Raw genomic sequence first — 19,204 nt, 5'->3', positions numbered from 1 at the left:
AGGGCGGACCCGGCTCCGACTCGCTGTTCAAGAACGCCTACTTCCTCATGCTCAGCACCGGCGTCTCCGCGGTGCTCGGACTGGGTTTCTGGCTGGTGGCCGCCCGCTACTACTCGGAGGAGGCGGTCGGCCAGGGCTCCGCCGCGATCGCCGCCATGCGGCTGCTCGCCAGCATCACGGCGACGACGATGATCGGCGCCGTCGTCCGCTTCGTGCCCCGCGCCGGCCGGGCCACGGGCAGCCTGGTGCGGCGCGCCTACGCGGCCAGTTCGGTGGTGGTCGCGCTGGCCGCCGGCGTCTTCCTGCTCACCCTCGACCGGTGGGGCGACTCCTACGCCCCGCTGGGCGCCCCCGCGACGTCCGCGCTGTTCGTCGCGGCATGTGTGGCCTGGGCGCTGCTCACCCTCCAGGACGGGGTGCTGACCGGGCTGCGCAAGACCGAGTGGGTACCGGCCGGGAACGCGGTCTTCTCGGTCGGCAAGCTCATCCTGCTCGCCCTGTTCGCCACCACGCTGCCGGTACTCGGCATCTTCGTCTCCTGGGCCGTGGCGATCGCCTTCTCCACCCTGCCGCTCGGCTGGCTGATCTTCCGCAGGCTGATCCCGCGCCAGGCCGCCGCCGACCGCGACCTGGAGCCGCCCGGCACCCGGGAGATGGGACGCTTCCTGGCCGGTGACTCGCTAGGCGCGCTGTTCAGCCTGGCGATGATCAACCTGCTGCCGGTGATGGTCGCCGTCCGCTTCACCGCCGCCGAGAACGGCTACTTCTACGTGGCCTACACCGTCGGCGGCACGATGGAGTTCATGGCCATCAACATGGCCTCCTCGCTCACCGCGCACGCCTCCCACGACCCGCGCCGCCTCGCCGACGGCGTCCGCGGGGCGCTGCGCCGCATGACGCTGCTGCTGGTGCCGGTGGTGGCGTTCCTCGTCGTCTTCGCCCCGCAGATCCTCGCGCCGTTCGACGACGACTACGCGCAGCACGGTTCCACGGTGCTGCGGCTGCTCGCGCTCGGCGCCCTGCCGCGGATCGCCGTGGAGCTGTACATCGGGGTACTGCGGGTCCAGGGGCGCACGGGGGTGCTCGCCGCGGTCCAGGGCGCCATGTGCGCCCTGGTGCTCGGCAGCGCGACGCTGCTGTTCACCCCGGCCGGGATCGCGGGCGCCGGCTGGGCCGTCCTGCTGGGCATGACGGTGGTCGCCGCCGGCTGCGTACCGGGCCTGCGCGCGGCCCTGCACGGCACCGCCGCTCCCGGCCGGGGGCGGCGGGGGCGGGGGCCGGGACGGCGGGCGCTTCGGGGGCCGGGGTGGCGGACGCCTCGGTGGCCGGGCCGAAAGGCCGGCTCGGGGAAGAGCGGCGGGGGCCCGGAGGCCGCGTCCGGGAGCGCCGACTTCGGCACCCGCTGGGCGCGGCTGAACGCCACCGCCGGGTACGGCACCCACTGGGCCCGCCGGGCCGCGTACGAGAACGAGCGTCCGGGCAGGGCGTCGGAGGAGGGCCGGGAGGACACCGTCGCGCTCTTCATCGGGCGGCCCGGTTACGAACGGGAGGCACTTGAGGCCGACACCCTCGCCGTGATCGTCCGTCCGCGACGGGCCGGCGGGCAGCGCGAGTCGGGCGCGCCGGGCACGGAGGACACCGAGGGCGGTGTCCACAGCGCCGGGGAGGTGGAAGAGCCCCGGGAGCGGTGGCTCCGGGGCACCCTGTGGGCGCTGCTCACGATCGCCGCGGCCGCCTTCTGGACGGCGGCGGCGCTGAGCGGGCTGCCGTGGCTGGACCGGGGGCCCCGGGCGGCGGCGCTCACCGGACGCGAGCTGCTGGCGGAACTTCCCCTGGCCTCGCTCATCGCGGGCGCGGTGCTGCTGGTGGTGTTCGCGGCGGCGGTGACCCTGTGCGAGCGCCCCGAACCGTGGCTGCCCGGCGCCGCGCTCGGCGCCGCGATGCTCGCGCTGTACGCCGCGCCGGTCGCCCTCGGCCGGGAACCCCCGCCGGTGGGCGGGGCGTTCTACTCGAAGACGGCCGCAGTCCTCGCGCGGGCGGCGGGGCTCAACGGCCCCGAGCCCTTGCTGCGCTGGGTGCCACCGGTCCTGCTGCTGCTCTGTCTCGTGCCGCTGTGGCTGCTGCTCGCGCACGCGGGTGACCGGCTGCCGTGGCCGGGACGCTGGGGAGCGCTGTACCTCGCCGCGGTGGGCGGCTGGGTGTGGCGGCAGGCGCTCGCGCCGGTCGCGCCGCCCCTGTTCCTGCTGCTCACCCTGGCCACCCTGCTCCTGTCGCTGCGCCGCCGCCCGGAACCGACACGGGCCCCGGAACCGGCACCACCGCAGCCACCGCCACCGCCACAGCCGCCACCGCCACAGCCGCCACCACCACCGCCACCGCCACCGCCCGAACCTTCCGACGACCGCCGCCCCAGACCGCACGACAGATCCAGGGACTGAGCAACACCGAGCGGCACAGAGCCGAACCGCCAGGGGGGAACAGCCGTGCGTCCGCCAGCAACTCCACGGGAGACATCCGCACCGGAGCCCGCGCCCGCGCCGGAGTCCGCGCCCGCGCCGGAGTCCGCGCCCGCGCCGGAGTCCGCGCCCGCGCCCACGCCCGGACCGGAAACACCGCACGCGCCGGACGCCACCGGCTCCGCCCCGGAAACGGGCGCCCGGTCCCGGCCCCGGCGGCGTGTCGCGGACGCCTGGCCGGCGCTGCCCCTGTTGCTCGCCCTCGCCCTGTGGGCCTATGCCCTAACCCACACCGACGTCTCCCGGCTCGATGACTTCGGCCTGGTCAGCGCCCTGCACCCGGCCTTCTGGGCCGGGCTCGCCGTTCTCACCACGGGCTTTTGGTGCACCGTCCGCAACCCGCGCCGGGCGCAGGGCTGGTCCCTCGCCCACGTCCTCGGACTCCTGCTGATGGAACGGGCCACCCAGGCCCTGCTCTACCCCACCCCGCTGTACGCCTGGGCGTGGAAGCACGACGCGGTCATCGACCACCTGCTGACCGCGGGCCGACTCCAGAGCGAGACCCAGCTCGGCGACATGGCCGTCTACGACCAGTGGCCGGGCTTCTTCGCCGCCCAGGCCGCGCTGGTACGGCTCATCGGCGTGGCCGACACCACGAGGTACATGGCGTGGTGGCCCCTGCTCTCCAGCCTGCTGCTGCTCCTCCCGCTCCTCCTGATCTACCGCACCTTCAGCACCGACCGACGGCTGATCTGGACCGCCGTCTGGCTCTTCTACGCGGCCAACTGGGTGGGCCAGGACTACTTCTCCCCGCAGTCCGTCGCCTACGCGCTGCACCTGGGAATCCTCGCCGTCGTCCTGCGCCGGTACGGCGACACGCGCGGGCGGCGCGGCCGGCGGAGTACCGCCGTCTGGACGGGGCTGCTGACCCTGCTGGTCGCCGCCATCGTCGTCTCGCACCAGCTCACCCCCGGCATGCTGGCCGTCTCGCTGGCGGCCCTGTGCCTGGCCCGCCGCTACCGCGACTGGGTGCCGGCGGTGACGACGGTCGTCATCTTCGTGGCCTGGTGCGCCACGGCGGCGCTGCCGTTCCTGTCGGCCGCGATGCCGGAGATGATCCGCTCCGTCGGCGACATCGGCGCCAACGTCGAGACCGGGTACGGGGCCACCCCCACCGGCACCGGAGCGATCGCCACGTCCTGGGCGGCCCGGCTGCTCTCCGGGTCGGTCCTGCTGCTCGCCGCGCTGGGCGTGCTGCGCCAGCCGGTGCTGCGGTACCGGGCGATGCCGCTGCTGCTGATCGCCGCGGCCCCCCTGCCCATGTTCGTGGCCAGCAGCTACGGCAGCGAGATGATCTTCCGGGTGCTGCTGTTCATGTTCCCCGGGGCGGCCTTCTTCGCCGGCGCCGCGCTGCTGCCGAAGGTACGCACCCTGGCCGCGGACCTCGCCGCACGGGAAGCGCCGAAACGACGCCCCGCCGCCCCCGGCACGGCCCCTCCCGCCACCTCCGCCACCCCCGGCACCACCCCCGCTGCCACCTCCGCCACCTCCGCCACCGCCCCCGTCCGGCGCAGTCGGTTCTCCCTGCCCCGGCTCGGCCTCGGCGGCTGGCTCCCGCTGCCCGCGCTGCTCGCCGGCACGCTCGCGTTCGTGCCGGCCTACTCCGGCAAGGACCGGATCAACTACTTCCCGCCCGCGGAGGTGGCCCTGGTCCGGCAGCTCTTCGACCAGGCCCCCGACGGCTCGCTCGTCGTCGCCGCCAACCGCAACTACCCCCTCGCCCACGAGTCCTACTGGAGGGTCGACCACTACTGGTTCCTGGACGACGGGCGCAGCCACGTCGACCGGATCGTGCGCAGCCCGGCCACCACGCTCGCCGGTGACATGAGCGCCGTGGCGGAACCCGCCCGCGCCTATTTCCTGCTCACCCAGGGACAGGTGGCCAACTCCGAGATGAACGGCCAGCTCGACAAGGCGCAACTGGACCGCATCGCCGGCTCGGTGGCCGCGTCACCGCGGTTCCGGCTGGTCGCGGAGAACGACGCCGGGGTGCTCTACGTCCTGGAACCGGCGAGCCGAGGCAAGGGAGCGAGCCCATGACACCGCGGGTCCTCATGATCCGTACGCTGCCCGCCTTCGGCGGCTGGCTGGCGCTGGCCGCCCTCGCCCTGCCCGGCGGTTCCCCGCCGCGCGGTGCGGCGGTCGCCCTCTTCCTCGCCGTGGGGCCGGGTGCCGCCCTGGTCAGAATCTGCGGACCGGCACTCGCGGCGCGCCCCGCGCAGGGGCCCGTCGAGCGCCGGGACGCCGCCTTCGACAGCGAGTCCGACCTGCTGGAACGGGCGATGCTGGCCGTCCTGGGAAGCATCGGCGTGGTGCTGCTCGTCGCGACCGTCCTCATCGCCACCCACGCCTTCAGCGGTGAGCGCGTACTGCTGATCCTCACCCTGCTGACCACGCTCGCCGCGTTCTGCCCGCCCCTGCCCGCCTCCCCGAAGCGCAGGACCCCGAGTCCACCGAGGACACGGCGTACACCGAGGACACGGCGTACACCAAGGACACGGCATACACCAAGGACACCGAGTCCACCGAGGACACCGAAGGGTTCCGCCCAGTGACAGTGCCCCGCCCGCCCCGCAGCCGACGCCGCCTGATGCTCACCACCGCCGCCGTCACCTGCGCGGTCCTGCTGGCCGTGCTCGCCCTGCGCAACGCCGTCGGCCCGGACGAGGACTCCGGCGCGGACCCCTCCGGCCAGGGCGGGGACTGCCGGCCGACCGCCCTCCTCGAACCGCCCTGCGGCGCCTGGTTCGGGGCCTTCGTGCCGCACGACAAGGCGGACCTGGCCGAGAAGGTCCACGCCTACGAGAAGCACGTCGGCCGCAAGCTCGACCTCGTGTACACGTACCACGACATGTCCGCGGTCACGGAGACCCGGCTGGAGGGCCAGTTGCTGACCGAGCAGGAGCAGCGCGTCGGTGCGGACCGGATGCTGCTGCTCTCCTGGGAGAGCAAGTGGTGGGGCGGTACGAAGCGGCAGCAGCCGACCTGGAGGCAGCTCGCCGACGGCGAGCTGGACGACTCGGTGATCGACGTCCAGGCGCGGCGGGTCAAGGAGTACGGCGAGCGCACCGGCAAGAAGGTGTTCCTCTCCTTCGACCTGGAGATGGACACCCGCACACCGGCCTCCGGCACCCCCGAGGAGTACGTCCGCGCCTACCGCCACCTCCAGGACCGCTTCCGCGCGCTGGGCGTGGACAACGTGGTGTGGACCTGGATCATCACCGGTTACCTGGACCACGCCGACCTGTTCGAGCGGATGTATCCGGGGGACGACCGCGTCGACTGGATCGCCTACAACCAGTACAACTACTACCGCTGCCACCAGGCGGACTGGCTGAGCTTCGCGCAGACCCAGACCGCCACCCACGAGTGGGTCCGCACCCACCTCTCCGACGACAAGCCGCTGATGCTCTCGGAGTTCGGCAGCGCCTCCGATCCGGACCGGCCCAAGAGGCAGGCGGACTGGTACGCGGAGGTGCCCCGGGTGCTCAAGGATCTGGACGGCGTCAAGGCCGCGCTCCAGTGGAACTACCGGGACCCGGGGCCGCACTGCGACCTGGCGGTCGCGGGCGACGCGGCGTGGCGCACCCTGCGCGAGGCGGTCTCCGACCCGTACCTCAACCAGCCGCTGAGCTGACCGTCGGCGGGGACCCCGGCCGGCGGCCTCACCCGGCGAACTCCGGCCCGCGCACCACCGCGCGGCCCCGCCGGTACCAGCGCCAGGCGACCGTCTTCGGCCCGTCGCGGTAGGGGGCGATCCGGGCGCCCTCGCCCGCCAGCCAGCCGCGCACGTCGGCGACGGTGTGGGTGCGCCGGACGATGAGCCGGGCGATGCGGTACCGCTCGTCCCGGTCCGAGCTGAGCGCGTGCCGCACCGCGGTCGCCGTCTCGTACCCGATCCGCGCCGACCGCGAGCGGACCCGCGCGCTGTTGTAGCCGTGCGGGTAGGCGAGGTGCCGGACGGGACGGCCCAGGGCGTCCTCCAGTACGGTCTTGGAGACGCGCAGCTCGTCCGTCAGCGCCCGGTCGGACAGGGTGTCGAGCTGGGCGTGGGTGACCGTGTGGCTGCCGATCTCCATGCCATGGCACTCCAGTTCGGCCGCCTGGGCCAGCGTCATCATCGGCGCGGGCGGCAGCAGGCTGTGTCCGCCCGGTGTGATGGCACCGGTGGTGAGATAGGCGGTCGCGGGCAGCGCGCGCTCGGCGAGCGCGTGCGCGGTCGGCCCCGGCAGGTCCGCGAACCCGTCGTCGAAGGTGAGCAGCACCGGCCGGGGCGGCAGCGGCGCCCGCCCCGCGAGCCGGTCGGCCAGCGCGCTGATGGTGAGCGGCGTACGGCCGCTGTCGGCGATCGCGTCCATCTGCGCGGCGAACTGCCGCGGGGTGACGGTGAACTCCGCTATCCAGTGGGGCGGTTCGTCCATCACCGCGTGATAGAGGAAGACCGGGATGTACCCGCCCGCCGCCGGGCCCTCGTCCGCCGCCTCTCTCGCACTCCCGTCCCCCTCGGTCCCGCCTCTTCTCCTCACGGCTTTCCGCCGTCCGTGCGCAGGGCGCGGCGGGCTCGCAGATAGCCGACGGGGCCGTACAGCATGCCCCGGCGCTGCAGGCGCGAAAGACGCCGCGGCCAGGGATGGGTACGGGCGTCGTGCCCACCCGGGACCCCGCCCCCGCCCCCGCCCCCACTCCCACCCTCGCCCCCGCCCCCGCCCCTACCCTCGCCCCCGTCCCCGTCCCCGTCCTCTTTCTTGTCCCGTACGGCGGTGAGCGTCCGCGCGTGGGCCAGGCCCCGGGGCAGCCGGGCCAGGAAGGAGGGGAGCAGGGCGGGACTGTTCACGAGGGTCGCCGTGAGGTAGGCGGTCAGGCCGGCGCCGTAGCCGAACGCCTGGGTCTCCAGGTCCCGCCAGCCCTCCCGGTGGTGGTGCCACACCAGGGCGCGCGGGGTGTAGTGCAGCCGGTGGCCGCGGGCGAGGACGCGGACGAAGCCGTAGAGGTCGTCGCCGCCGCGGGCGCGGGTGCCCGCCCCGGTGGCCGGGTCGAAACCGCCGGCCGCGCGCAGCACCGCCGTACGGAAGGCCATGCCGGCACCCGAGCCGAACCGTCCGGCCGTGAACGGGAACAGCGGTTCGTCGGCGGGCGGCCGCCGCGGATCGTACGTCCGTGGCGTGAAGCCCTTCGCGAAGCCGCCGTGGCTCTCCAGCAGGACCTGTGCGGGGGTGCGCAGCCGCGCGGGCAGGATCAGGCCGGTCGCGCAGCCGAGGCGCGGGTCGGCGGCGAACGGCGCGCACAGCTCGGTCAGCCAGCGCGGGTCGGCGACCACGTCGTCGTCGGTGAAGGCGATCACCTCGCCGCGCACGGCGGCGAGCCCCCGGTTGTGGGCGACCGCGAGGCCGGGCACCGGTTCGCACACGTACCGCACCCGTTCGCCGTACTCGCGTTCGACCAGTTCGCGGGTCTCGGCGGTCACCGGCGCGTTGTCCACGACGACCACCTCGTAGTCGGGGTGGTCCTGGACGAGCAGCGAGTCCAGCGCGCGGGCCAGTTGCCCCACGCGCTCCCGGGTGGCCACGACGACACTGGCGGACGGGAGCGCCGGCCCCCGCTCCGGTGGTCCGGCCGCCGGCCCCGGCGCCGTCGCCTCTCCGGCCCCCGGCGGCAGTACGTCCCGCGCGAGCCGCGCCAGTACGTCCACCGGGTCGGCGCCCTCCGGCACCCGCCCGACCAGCGTGCCGACCGGCACCCCCGCCCGCCGGACCAGCACGAACACCTCACCTGCGGTCACGGGCGGACCCCCCGGCCCCGGTCTGAGCGACACCCCGCCGCGCGAGGCCCCGTCGTGCGCCGGTCCGCCGGTGTCCGCGCCCCCGAGATCCAGCTCGGCCACCTGCACCGGCCCGATGCTCAGGAAGTCCGCGATCTCCCGTTCCGTCTCCTGCCGCGCGCGTGCCGTACCGAACATGCGCATCCCCCTCGGTCACCGGAGCCGGCCCCCTGGCCGCCCCCCTCACGTCCGCGCGCCCCGCGCACGCCTCATCTGCCGCGCAGCCGCCCCGCGCCCTTCAGTGTCCGTGCCGCCACCGACGCGAGCCGGGGACGGGCGCGCACGAACCCGTGCGCCCGGCGCGCGGGCTCGCGTCCGAGCCAGTGCAGTGCCGCGCCCGCCCCCCAACGCGTCACCGCACCTTCGTAGACGGGCCGTTCGCCGGTTTTCAGCGAGTCCTTGTACTCGGCCGCGCCCCGCCCCAGGTCCAGCAGGCCGATGCCCTCGGCGGCGGCGGCCTCGGCCATCCGCAGATGCAGCACCAGCCCCGGCGAGTACTTCGCGGCCTCCGGGTCGTACGCCGGGAACCAGCAGGCCAGGACGGTCGTCGAGCGGAGCCCGAAGTGGGCGGCGACCGGCCGTCGGCCGGCGTAGAGCACGGACAGCGTGCCCGAGCACTCGGTGGCCCGGGTCTCGGCCAGCCGGTGCACCAGCCGGGTGATCCACTCCCGGGCGAACCGGTCCCGGCGGCCGGTCCTGCGGTACTGCGCCGACTTCCACGCCATGAGCGTGCGCAGCGCGGCCGGATCCCGTTCGTCGAACACGAACCGCACGTCCCCGACCTGGCGGCCGAGCCGGCGCTCCTTGGCCAGGGTCGTCTTCAGGAACTTCGGCGACCGGGCCCGCAGGACGTCCTCGTACGCCCGGTAGCCCCGCGCCACGTCGATGACGTGCGCCGCGTACCTCTCGGCGGCGTACGGCAGGAACAGGGGCTGCTCCGCCTCCACGTTGTCGAAGGCGAGACTGGACAGGCGGCAGGCCCGCAGCAGCTCGCGGGCGTCGGGAGCGCCCGGGGCGCCGGGGACCAGGCCCTGGCGCAGCACCGCCCCCTGGCAGTCGGAGACGCCGAGGCCGACGGCCCGGCCCTGGCCCAGCCGTCCCCGCTCGAAGGGCAGGAAACCGGCGGCCGCGCCGCCCTCGTACACCACCGCGACGCGCGCCCCGGGCCGGACCCGGCCGATGACGTCGGTGAATTCCGGTTCCATGAAGGGGTTGCGCGGGGACGGCGACTTGGCCCGCAGTTCGCGCCAGTGCTGCCGTTCCCCCTCGCCCAGTTCCTCCGGCACGAGCACCCGAATGCGTCCGCTGTTCAACCCGACCCCCCGATCAAGCCCCCTGGACAGTAGGAAGGTACCTCCGGGGCCCGTTCGGGGGTAGGCAGCGGAGCATGTTGCTGCCAACCGGTGCACAGCGCTTCAACCGCCCTTAGCCGATGTAGCGTCAGCTTTCGGACAGTTGTGTGTGGGGGGCGCGCGCGTGAACGCCCCCTTGACGACGGTGAGTCGGGACCCCTCGGGATCCGTATTCTCTGATCATGGACCCCACCGCTTACGCACTCGTCGCCACCGACCTGGACGGGACGCTGCTCCGCGGCGACGACACCGTCTCCGACCGGTCGCGCGCCGCGCTGGCCCGCGTGGCGGAGGCCGGCGCGCAACACCTCGTGGTGACGGGCCGCCCGGCGCCCAGAGTGCGCACCCTCCTCACCGACCTCGGCTGCGGGGGGCTCGCGGTGTGCGGGCAGGGCGCGCAGGTGTACGACGCCGGCGCGGACCGCCTGCTGTGGTCGGTCACCCTGGACCGGGAGCTGGCCGAGACCGCGCTCGGCAAGATCGAGGCCGAGGTGGGCCAGGTGTACGCAGCCGTCGACCAGGACGGGGTCGACGGGCTCACGCTGATCGAGCCGGGGTACCTGATGCCCCACCCGACGCTGCCCGCCGTCCGGGTCGGCCGGCGCGACGACCTGTGGGAGGCACCGCTCAGCAAGGTGCTGCTGCGCCACCCCTACCTGTCCGACGACGAGCTGGCGGCGACGGCGCGCGGGGTGGTCGGTTCGCTGGCGACGGTCACCATGTCGGGGCCGGGGACGGTCGAGCTGCAGCCGTGCGGGGTCACCAAGGCCACCGGTCTGGCGCTGGCCGCGCGCCACCTGGGGCTGCGGGCGGCGCAGACGGTCGCCTTCGGCGACATGCCCAACGACATCCCCATGTTCGACTGGGCGGCGCGCGGCGTCGCCATGGCCGGCGCCCACCCGGAGCTGAAGGCGGTGGCCGACGAGGTCACCACGTCGAACGAGGACGACGGCGTGGCCGTCGTCCTCGAACGACTCTTCCCGGCAGTTCTCTGAAGCCGGCGGGGGAGATCAGTAGGCGCCGAAGACGTTGTCCATGGAGCCGTACCGCTGGGCCGCGTAGTTGCAGGCGGCGGTGATGTTCGCGACCGGGTCGTACGGGTCCCAGGAGGTGCCGTCGACGTGGTACGCCTCGAAGGTCGGCGCGATCACCTGGAGCAGACCCTTGGACGGGGTGCCGTTGACGGCGTTGACGTCCCAGTTGTTGATGGCGAACTGGTTGCCGGACGACTCCCGCATCACGTTGCGGTAGATGCCGTCGTACGAACCGGGTATCCCCTTGGCGGCCATGATGTCGAGCGACTGGCGGATCCAGCCGTCCAGGGTGTTGCTGTAGCCGTTGGCCGCGGTCATGGCGGCCGTGGTGACCGCCGTCGTGGTCGAGTCGGCGGCCGGGGCGGCCGGGGCGGCGGAGGCGCTGGTGGCGCCGAAGAGCGGCAGCGCGAGCACGGCGGCGCCGGCACCGGCGACGGCGAGCTTGCGGGTGAGGCGGGTGGTCCCGGCGAACCGGAGGCCGTTTGCGGGCATGGTGAGGTCCTCTCCTACGCCTGCGAGGTGAGCTGTCGGGTTCGGGCGGGAGGTGCCCGGTGGCGCCCCGCTGGGCGCCGCTTGACCCCTAGCCGCACTGGTCCGCGGACCGGCGCGGCGGCTTACCTGGGTCCCCCGCTCCTGCCGTGCGTGAGTTGGTGGGTGGATGTGGGTCTGTCCGGCGGTGGCAGGATTCGGCGTCCGCCCGACAGGCCGGGAACGTATGCGGAAGCACATGTCGGAAACAAGTGCCGGAATCACCAACGTGCATGTTGACCTTGGTCTGGGCGATTTGGTGTGCTTGATCCTTTGCGAGTGGCAAGGCTCAACTGGCTTACGGGACAACGGGGCGAGGGTGTCCGTGGGGGACGGGCCGGCCGGGGTGGTGGCGTGAGCCAACTCACTGGGCTCAGCAAAAGTGGCAAATCGGGCAATAGCTGCAACTTGGCTGTAACTGCCCGAGCGTGGTCGCGGCCGCTCGCCAAGGCGGTCGCCGGGTGTCCCCACGCCCGGTCCGATGGCCGGATTTCGGCCGTCGCGGCGCCTGCCCGGCTATCAGTGAGGAGGTACTCGGCCGAGAGCGGGAACGCGGGTTTGCGTGTCGAATGGGTGACGTTCCCGGGCCGTCGGACGTTGGAGGGGGTGGTGGGGTCTCCGGAGGAACCCTCCTTCGCCGGCGCGCCCCGACCGCTCGGCGAAGTCCGCGCACGGCTGCTCATATCACCTGATCAGAAACGTACCGATCATGGTCCGATACCGACCGGCCTGTAACGGTGGGCGCTATCGGTGATCGAAAGGTGACCGGATACGCTGACTTGAGTGGTGGCAGCGACCTATCGACAAACCGTGTGACCGCAGTGGACACCAGCAGACAGGAGACCCCTCGTGACCGTCGTCGGGCCGTTCGGGCTGAGCGTGCGGGACCAGGCTCTGGAAGCCGGTGTCCAGGGCGGAATGGCGGCTGTCGAGGAAGGGTTGCTTGAGGCAACCAAGAGCGAGGTGCCCTTCATCACGGAGGCCGCCCAGCACCTGGTGCGGGCGGGCGGCAAGCGTTTCCGGCCACTGCTGGTGATGCTCGCGGCCCAGTTCGGCGACCCCGACGCCCCGGGCATCGTGCCCTCGGCCGTCGTCGTGGAGCTGACCCACCTCGCCACGCTGTACCACGACGACGTGATGGACGAGGCCGAGGTCCGGCGCGGGGTGCCCAGCGCCAACACCCGCTGGGACAACTCCGTCGCCGTCCTCACCGGCGACTTCCTGTTCGCCCGCGCCTCGCAGATCCTCGCCGACCTCGGGCCGGAGGCGGTCCGGGTGCAGGCCCTGGCGTTCGAGCGCCTTGTCACCGGCCAGATCCTGGAGACCGCGGGACCGCAGGACGGCCGGGACCCGGTCGAGCACTACCTGGACGTGCTGGGCGGCAAGACCGGCTCGCTGGTGGCCGTCTCCTGCCGGTTCGGCGCCATGATGTCCGGCGCCGACGAGACGGTCGTCGACGTCCTCACCCAGTACGGCGAGCGGCTCGGCGTCGCCTTCCAGCTCGCCGACGACGTGCTGGACATCGCCTCCGACTCCCACGAGTCCGGCAAGACCCCCGGCACCGACCTGCGCGAGGGCATCCCGACCCTGCCCGTGCTCCGGCTGCGCGAGCGGGCGGCCCGCCTCGGACTCGCCGAGGACCTCGCCCTGTGCGAGCTGCTCGACTCCGACCTCACCGACGACGCCCGGCACGCGGAGGCGCTGCGGCTGCTGCGCGCCCACCCGGCGCTGGAGCAGGCCCGGCGGGACACCGTCCGCTACGCGAAGGACGCCCGCGCCGCACTGGCCCCGCTGCGCGAGTGCGAGGCGAAGACCGCGCTGGTGGAACTGTGCGACGCGGTGGTGCACCGGGCCGGCTGACCCGCCGCGCCCCGCCCCGCCCCCGCCGCGTGCCCGCCGCGCCTCCCTCGCGCCCACTCGCCGGGTGCCCCGTCCCTTACGGGTCGGGGGAGCCGTAGCCCCCCGGTGTCATACCGCAGCAGTAGACGAGTTGAGCCCGGGGACTGACGCTTGCGGTCCGCCGATTTGGTCAGATGGTCCTCACGGAAACCACCAATCCTCACCGATTCGGGTGAGAATGGCGGCTCAGGGCGGACCGGTGCGCGGGCGGACCGGTGCGAGGTCGCGGGAGAGCCGCCGCCGACGACGGAGGTAGGGCACACATGGCACCGTACGGATCCGACGGCAGCACGGCCGCGGAGCAGAACGCCGAGCAGAGTGCCGGTCAGGCCGCCGCCGCTCAGGACGAGCTGCGGGCGGCGAGGCGGCGCGGGGCCGCGCGGTACGTCGTCCCGGTGACGGTCGTGGGCGTCGCGGCGGCGACGATCGGGCTCGTCCCGGCGCTCGCCGACTCCGGCGACCCGGACCTTCCCGAGATCACCGCCACCCGACTCGTCCAGCGGATAGCCGAGTCGGACGAGGAACAGCTCTCCGGCACCGTGAAGATCAGCACCGACCTCGGGCTGCCCGACCTCGGCGGTCTGGAGAGCGGCCTGATGTCCGGCGCCGCCGGCTCCGGCGCGAAGGACGGCTCCGCCGCCGACCCCACCGCCAGGCTCACCGAACTGGCGACCGGCACCCACACGCTGCGCGTCGCCGCCGACGGCCCCGACCGGCAGAAGGTGTCGCTGCTCCAGGACGCCGCCGAGTACAGCGTCATCCACGACGGCAAGGACGTCTGGGGCTACGACAGCAAGTCCGGCGAGGTCTACCACACCACCGTCTCCGACCGGGCCGGTGCCGCGCGCGAACAGGTCCCGGCCACGCCGAAGGACCTCGCCGAGCAGGCACTGAAGGCGGTCGACGACACCACCTCGGTGACCGTCGACGGCACCGCCCAGGTGGCCGGCCGGGACGCGTACCGGCTGGTGATCGAGCCGCGGCAGCAGGGCTCCACGGTCGGCGCGATCACCGTGGCCGTGGACGCGGAGACCGGGACGCCGCTGAAGTTCACCCTCACCCCGGCCGCCGGCGGCGCGGCGGTCGTGGACGCCGGATTCACCAAGGTCGACTTCGCGAAGCCGGACGCCTCCACCTTCGACTTCACCCCGCCCGAGGGCGCGAAGGTCACCGAGGGCGAAGCGCCGGCCGACGTGTCCGCCGAGGCACCCGGGCACGGCCGCGCGGCGCAGCGGGCGCAGCGGGACCTCGCCGCCGGCCTCGACGGCCTGAAGGTCCTCGGCGAGGGCTGGAACACGGTCGCCGCCTTCGACACCGGCTCCCGGGGCGGCCTGCCGGCCGGCGAGGCGGGCGGCGCCCTCGGTGGCTTCCTCGGCTCGCTCGGCGACCAGGTCAGCGGCGAGTTCGGCAAGGGCACGGTGTTCAGCACCCGCCTGGTCAACGCCCTGATCACCGACGACGGCAAGGTCTACGCCGGCCTGGTCACCAAGGAGGCCCTGGTGAAGGCGGCCGACGCCGGCGCGTGACGTATCGCGCGTGACGTACCGCGCGTGACGTACCGCGAACGGCATACGGAACGACAGCCGGTCCGGGAGCAGGGGCCGCAGTGCACGACGGAGCGAAGGAGCCGATGGACGCCGTCATCGCCACCCGCGGCCTGACCAAGCGCTACCGCGGCGGACAGCTCGCCGTCGACGGCCTCGACCTGGCCGTCCCGGCGGGCAGCGTCTTCGGCTTCCTCGGCCCCAACGGCTCCGGCAAGACCACCACCATCCGCATGCTGATGGGCCTGATCGCACCCACCTCGGGCACCGCCCGGGTACTGGACCGGCCGATGCCGCGCGCCGCCCGGTCCGTACTGCCCCAGGTCGGCGCCCTCATCGAGGGCCCGGCCCTGTACGGCTTCCTGACCGGCCGCGACAACCTGCTGCGCTACGACGCCGCCGACCCGGCCGCCGATCCGCGCACCCGGCGCGCCCGGGTCGCCGGGGCGCTGGACCGGGTCGGTCTCACCGCCGCCGCCGGGAAGAAGGCCAAGGCGTACTCGCTCGGCATGAAGCAGCGGCTCGGCCTCGCGGCGGCACTGCTCCAGCCGCGCCGCCTGCTGGTGCTCGACGAGCCGACCAACGGGCTCGACCCGCAGGGCATGCGGGAGATCCGCACCCTCGTGCGCGAACTGGCCTCGGACGGCACCACCGTCTTCCTCTCCTCCCACCTGCTGGACGAGATCGAGCAGGTGTGCACGCACGCCGCCGTGATGGCACGCGGCCGGCTGCTCACCCAGGGGCCGGTCGCCGACCTGTCCGCCGGGGCGCGCGGCCGGCTGGTGGTGACCACACCGGACCCGGACGCCGCCGCCCGGGTGCTGAAGGAGCAGGGCGCCGACGAGGTGCTGGCCGCCGGGGACCGGGTCACGGCGGAACCGCCCGACCGCGACCCGGCCGAGGTGAACGCGGCCCTGGTGGCGGCGGGCGTCCGGGTGCGCGGCTTCGGCCTGGAACGCGCCTCCCTGGAGGACGCCTTCGTCGCGCTGACCGGAGAGGGATTCGATGTCGCGGGCTGAGGCGGGCGGACCGGTGACGCGGGAGGAGGCGGCGGCGCCGCCCCCGGCGCCCGCCCGGGAGCCGCGCGCCCTGTGGACGCTCGGGCTCCTCCACAGCGAGCTGCTCACCACCTTCCGGCGCTGGCGCACCCTCGCCCTGCTGGGCGTGCTGGCCGCCGTGCCCGTCCTGGTCGGCGTCGCCGTGAAGATCGAGACGAGCGACGGTTCGGCGGCCGGCGGGGGCGGTGCCGGACCGGCGTTCATCTCGCAGGTCACCCACAACGGACTCTTCCTGGTCTTCACCGCGCTCGCCGCGACCCTCCCCTTCTTCCTGCCGATGGCGATCGGCGTCGTCGCCGGGGACGCGATCGCGGGCGAGGCGAGCGCGGGCACCCTGCGCTACCTCCTGGTCGCCCCCGCCGGCCGCACCCGGCTGCTGCTCACCAAGTACGCCACCGTGATCGCCTTCTGCCTGGCCGCGACCCTGGTGGTCGCCGTCTCGGCGTTCGCGGCCGGCGCCCTGCTCTTCCCGCTCGGGGACGTCACGACCATCTCCGGCACCCGGATCTCCTTCGCCGAGGGGCTGGGCCGCGCCCTGCTGATCGCCCTGGTCGTCGCCGCCTCGCTGGTGGGCCTGGCCGCCCTCGGCCTCTTCGTCTCGACGCTGACCGGCAGCGGCATCGCGGCGATGGCGACGACGGTCGGCCTGCTGATCACCGTCCAGATCCTCGACCAGTTCCCGCAGTTGCACGCCTTCCAGCCGTACTTCTTCTCCCACTACTGGCTGTCCTTCGCCGACCTGCTGCGCGAACCCGTCTACTGGGACGACCTGCTCAGGAACCTCGGACTCCAGGGGCTGTACGCGGTGGTGTTCGGCTCGGCCGCCTGGGCGCGGTTCACCGCGAAGGACATCACGGCCTGACCCGGGCGACGGCGACCGGGTCCGCGGCTTCCGCCACCGAGAGCAGCAGCGCCTCGCCGCCGTGCGGCGCCACCAGTTGCAGCCCGGCCGGACAGCCGTCCGCGCCGAAACCCGCCGGAAGATTGAGCGCGGGGTGTCCACTCAGGTTGAACGCCCAGGTCAGAGCGGTGGAGTAACGGTCGCCCGGTCCTTCGTGACCGTGCGGGGCGGTCGGGGCCGTCGGCGTCAGCAGCACCGCCGCCTCGGTGAACAGCCGGGCCAGCCGGCGGTCGTTCGCCGCCCGGACCCGGAGCGCGCCGGCCGGGTCGGCGCCGGGCGTGCGCAGAGTCAGTCAGGCGGCCGCCGGGTCCAGCAGCCGCAGCGGGCGCCGGGGCCGTACCAGCCGCACGGCCCCCGCCGCGACCAGGCGGTCCACCGCCGCCCTGGCCAGCGCGACCGGCTCGGGGTCGGGACCGGCGAAACCCAGGTCGGCGGACCAGACGGCGGGCAGCGGCAGCGCGGGGGGCGCCGGCCAGGGGGTGGGCATGCCCGGGGCGGGCACGCCGGGGGAGGGCCTGCCGAAGGCCGGTGGGGCCGGTGGGACCGATGCGGCCGGTGGGGCCGGCGGGGTCATCGCCCGCAGGTACGCCGCCGCGTCGGCGGGGGTGCGGGTGAGGACACCGGGGGCGGTGAGGCGCGGGGGACCGGGCGGTGCCGCGGCGCCCGGGACCGCCGACCGGGCCCCTTCCGCCCGGTCGGCGGTCGTCAGCTTCAGGCCGAGGACGCCGCACCAGGCCGCCGGGAGACGGACCGAGCCCGCCCCGTCGCTGCCGGTCGCCAGTGGCACGAGGCCGGCCGCCACGGCCGCCGCCGACCCGGCCGAGGAGCCGCCCGGCGTACGGTCGGCGCGCCACGGGTTGACCGTACGGCCGCCCGATCCGAGCCCCCAGGTCTGCCACCCGGTACCCGGCCCCGGTACCGAGGTCTCGCCCACGGCCACGCAGCCCGCCGCCAGGAGCGGGCCGGCCGCGCGCAGCCCGTACCGCCCCTTCACGGCGATCGGCACGCCCGCCAGCGGCAGCCGCGCGCCCGCGCCGACGCGCGCGTCGATCTCCCGGGCCCGCCGCAGCGCCTCCTCGGGCCACACCGCACGGAACGCGCACAGGGTGACGTCGACGGCCGTCATCCTTTCGAGTGCCTCCGCCACCGCGTCGACGGCGCGCAGCGCCCCGGACCGCACGGCCTGCGCGATCTCCGTCGCGGACCGCTCGGCGGGGGCCGCCGTCAGCGTCCCGCTCCGGTCAGCCGCGCCAGCGACTCGGTGCCGCGCGGCGGGGCCCCGGTCAGGTCGCCCAGCCGCCAGGCCGGTACCCAGGGGACGCGGTGCACGTCCACGGAGGCTTCCAGCAGCCGCACCCGCTGGGCGAGCGGCCGGGGCAGCCGGCCGGGGGCGTCCGCGACGAGGACGAGAGCGCGCGGGGCGTTCATGGCGTTCATGGCGGTCATGGAGTTCCTGGAGTTCATGGCCTCCAAGGCGCGGCCGGCCGCCGCCAGTCCCGTCGCGTGGGTCCGGGCGACCAGCAGCACCGATGCCAGCTCGCCGGGGCCGGGCCACCGACGGCCGCGGTCCTGTCCGCCGTAGACCTCGGCGAGGGTCGTGGTGCCCGCCCCGCCGTGCGCGCCGACCCACGAGAACCGCCGGGTGCCGTCCGGCGCCGGTACGGGAGGCGGCGGCGAGGCCGCTTCCGGTACGGGCACCGGGCCGCGGATCCAGATCTCCGGTCCCTGTCGCATGTCTGGACGCATGCCCGCCCCGCTCCCTCGGCACGCCCCGCCGCTCCCCCCGACGGCCCCACCGTGACCTCCTGGAACGAGCCTGTGACAGCGTGGTGACGCGAGAACCGCGCGCGAGCGGAGAGACTCGACAGCAGGTGTTCGAAAGGCTCCGGACGGCACGGGGAGGGCAACCACCGGCACGGCCGCACACGGAACCCACCGATGAGTGAGGGGACGATGGCTCGACTCAGCCGCGACAAGAAGCGGGACGACCGGCCGGCCGCCCCCGTGGAGCCGCCGATCGACGTGCGGGTCTCGGCCGCCGGCACCGGCACGGTCGGCGGCGCGCCGGTCACCGCGGCCCCCGGCCAGGAGATCCAGCAGACCGTCCTCGACCGGCTCCAGCGCCTCGCGCTCGCCTCCGGCCGCTCGGTCCTCGCCACGATCAGCGACGCGCGCATCGGATACGTCGTCCCGCTCCGCGTCGACCCGGACGGCTCCAGCCACCTCACCGGCGAACCGGCCCGGACACCACCGCGGAAGGACACACCACCGCAGGAGGACACACCACCGCGGGAGGACACCGGCCGCCCCACGGACGACGGAGCCACGCAGATCCTGGGTCCCGGTCCCGGTCCGACCCGGGCACCGGCACCGGAATCCCCTCCGACGTTCACCCTGCGAGCCCTCCCGGACCAGCAACCGACACCGCCCCCCGCCCCGGCTCCCGGGACCGTGCTGCCGCCGACCGGAGTCTTCGGGCCACCCCCCACGATGGGTGCGACCGGCGCGACCGCTACCACCGGCGCGACCTCGCGCCCCCCCGCGCCCCCGCCCC

Annotated in this window: 14 protein-coding genes, 2 pseudogenes and 1 riboswitch; of the genes and pseudogenes, 10 read left to right on the top strand and 6 right to left on the bottom strand. The window is 74.4% G+C overall.

Translation table 11 applies throughout. The annotated features are described in order from the left end of the window. Window positions 1-47: 47 nt before the first annotated feature. Genes ABEB00_RS02340 through ABEB00_RS02325 form a run of 4 tightly spaced genes read left to right on the top strand, consistent with a single transcriptional unit; the run spans window position 48 to window position 6,153 of the window. Window positions 48-2,438, top strand: a complete 2,391-nt coding sequence (locus ABEB00_RS02340; RefSeq protein WP_345617227.1) for a lipopolysaccharide biosynthesis protein — start codon at window positions 48-50, stop codon at window positions 2,436-2,438. A 45-nt stretch (window positions 2,439-2,483) separates the two neighbouring features. Next, the gene (locus ABEB00_RS02335) at window positions 2,484-4,556 is read left to right on the top strand and encodes a glycosyltransferase (RefSeq protein ID WP_345617098.1); all 2,073 of its coding nucleotides are present in this window, start codon (window positions 2,484-2,486) and stop codon (window positions 4,554-4,556) included. Next, window positions 4,553-5,071, top strand: coding sequence for a hypothetical protein (locus ABEB00_RS02330; RefSeq protein WP_345617097.1), 519 nt, complete (start codon window positions 4,553-4,555; stop codon window positions 5,069-5,071). The genes ABEB00_RS02335 and ABEB00_RS02330 overlap by 4 nt, the downstream gene beginning before the upstream one ends. Continuing rightward, window positions 5,068-6,153: a glycosyl hydrolase gene (locus tag ABEB00_RS02325; RefSeq protein ID WP_345617096.1), complete on the top strand. Its 1,086-nt coding sequence runs from the start codon at window positions 5,068-5,070 to the stop codon at window positions 6,151-6,153. Before ABEB00_RS02330 ends, ABEB00_RS02325 begins: the two co-directional genes overlap by 4 nt. 28 nt (window positions 6,154-6,181) lie before the next feature. Here ABEB00_RS02325 and ABEB00_RS02320 read toward each other — a convergent pair whose 3' ends face one another. From ABEB00_RS02320 to ABEB00_RS02310, 3 genes are all read right to left on the bottom strand, one after another. Beyond that, complete coding sequence (locus tag ABEB00_RS02320) at window positions 6,182-6,937, bottom strand: polysaccharide deacetylase family protein (protein WP_345617094.1); 756 nt, start codon at window positions 6,935-6,937, stop codon at window positions 6,182-6,184. Window positions 6,938-7,038: 101 nt separating this feature from the next. Then, window positions 7,039-8,472, bottom strand: coding sequence for a glycosyltransferase family 2 protein (locus ABEB00_RS02315; RefSeq protein ID WP_345617092.1), 1,434 nt, complete (start codon window positions 8,470-8,472; stop codon window positions 7,039-7,041). Between the two features lie 71 nt (window positions 8,473-8,543). After that, window positions 8,544-9,632, bottom strand: a complete 1,089-nt coding sequence (locus tag ABEB00_RS02310; protein ID WP_425586420.1) for a GNAT family N-acetyltransferase — start codon at window positions 9,630-9,632, stop codon at window positions 8,544-8,546. A 236-nt stretch (window positions 9,633-9,868) separates the two neighbouring features. Here ABEB00_RS02310 and ABEB00_RS02305 point away from each other — a divergent pair, with 236 nt between their 5' ends. After that, window positions 9,869-10,681 carry an HAD family hydrolase gene (locus ABEB00_RS02305; protein ID WP_425586416.1) on the top strand — a complete coding sequence of 271 codons (813 nt, stop codon included), beginning with the start codon at window positions 9,869-9,871 and terminating at the stop codon, window positions 10,679-10,681. 15 nt (window positions 10,682-10,696) lie between these two features. On the opposite strand, the gene ABEB00_RS02300 is transcribed toward ABEB00_RS02305, so the two are convergent. Next, the gene (locus tag ABEB00_RS02300; protein ID WP_345617090.1) at window positions 10,697-11,212 is read right to left on the bottom strand and encodes a transglycosylase SLT domain-containing protein; all 516 of its coding nucleotides are present in this window, start codon (window positions 11,210-11,212) and stop codon (window positions 10,697-10,699) included. Window positions 11,213-11,214: 2 nt separating this feature from the next. Further along, a riboswitch (cyclic di-AMP (ydaO/yuaA leader) is annotated at window positions 11,215-11,383 on the bottom strand. A gap of 714 nt (window positions 11,384-12,097) precedes the next feature. Here ABEB00_RS02300 and ABEB00_RS02295 point away from each other — a divergent pair. The 4 genes from ABEB00_RS02295 (at window position 12,098) to ABEB00_RS02280 (ending at window position 16,611) form a co-directional block, all read left to right on the top strand. Next, a complete protein-coding gene (locus tag ABEB00_RS02295) occupies window positions 12,098-13,108 on the top strand; it encodes a polyprenyl synthetase family protein (RefSeq protein ID WP_345617089.1) in 1,011 nt (336 codons plus the stop codon). Between the two features lie 302 nt (window positions 13,109-13,410). Further along, window positions 13,411-14,673, top strand: coding sequence for a LolA family protein (locus tag ABEB00_RS02290; RefSeq protein ID WP_345617088.1), 1,263 nt, complete (start codon window positions 13,411-13,413; stop codon window positions 14,671-14,673). A 104-nt stretch (window positions 14,674-14,777) separates the two neighbouring features. Next, window positions 14,778-15,710, top strand: coding sequence for an ABC transporter ATP-binding protein (locus tag ABEB00_RS02285; RefSeq protein WP_345617087.1), 933 nt, complete (start codon window positions 14,778-14,780; stop codon window positions 15,708-15,710). Then, entirely contained in the window at window positions 15,697-16,611 is a 915-nt protein-coding gene (locus ABEB00_RS02280) for an ABC transporter permease (RefSeq protein WP_345617086.1), read from the top strand. The genes ABEB00_RS02285 and ABEB00_RS02280 overlap by 14 nt, the downstream gene beginning before the upstream one ends. On the opposite strand, the pseudogene ABEB00_RS02275 reads toward ABEB00_RS02280, so the two are convergent. Continuing rightward, window positions 16,601-17,776: pseudogene (locus ABEB00_RS02275) on the bottom strand (amidase family protein). The gene ABEB00_RS02280 and the pseudogene ABEB00_RS02275 overlap by 11 nt on opposite strands. A gap of 98 nt (window positions 17,777-17,874) precedes the next feature. After that, window positions 17,875-18,396, bottom strand: coding sequence for a DUF6668 family protein (locus tag ABEB00_RS02270; RefSeq protein WP_345617085.1), 522 nt, complete (start codon window positions 18,394-18,396; stop codon window positions 17,875-17,877). A gap of 207 nt (window positions 18,397-18,603) precedes the next feature. Between ABEB00_RS02270 and ABEB00_RS02265 the strand changes: the two are divergent. After that, window positions 18,604-19,204: pseudogene (locus ABEB00_RS02265) on the top strand (tetratricopeptide repeat protein); the annotation flags it as partial.

Source organism: Streptomyces ziwulingensis (assembly GCF_039542605.1).
GTDB classification, from domain to species: Bacteria; Actinomycetota; Actinomycetes; order Streptomycetales; family Streptomycetaceae; genus Streptomyces; species Streptomyces ziwulingensis.
The sequence above is the reverse complement of the archived record's forward strand: the minus strand, read 5'-3'. Positions and strand labels throughout refer to the sequence as shown.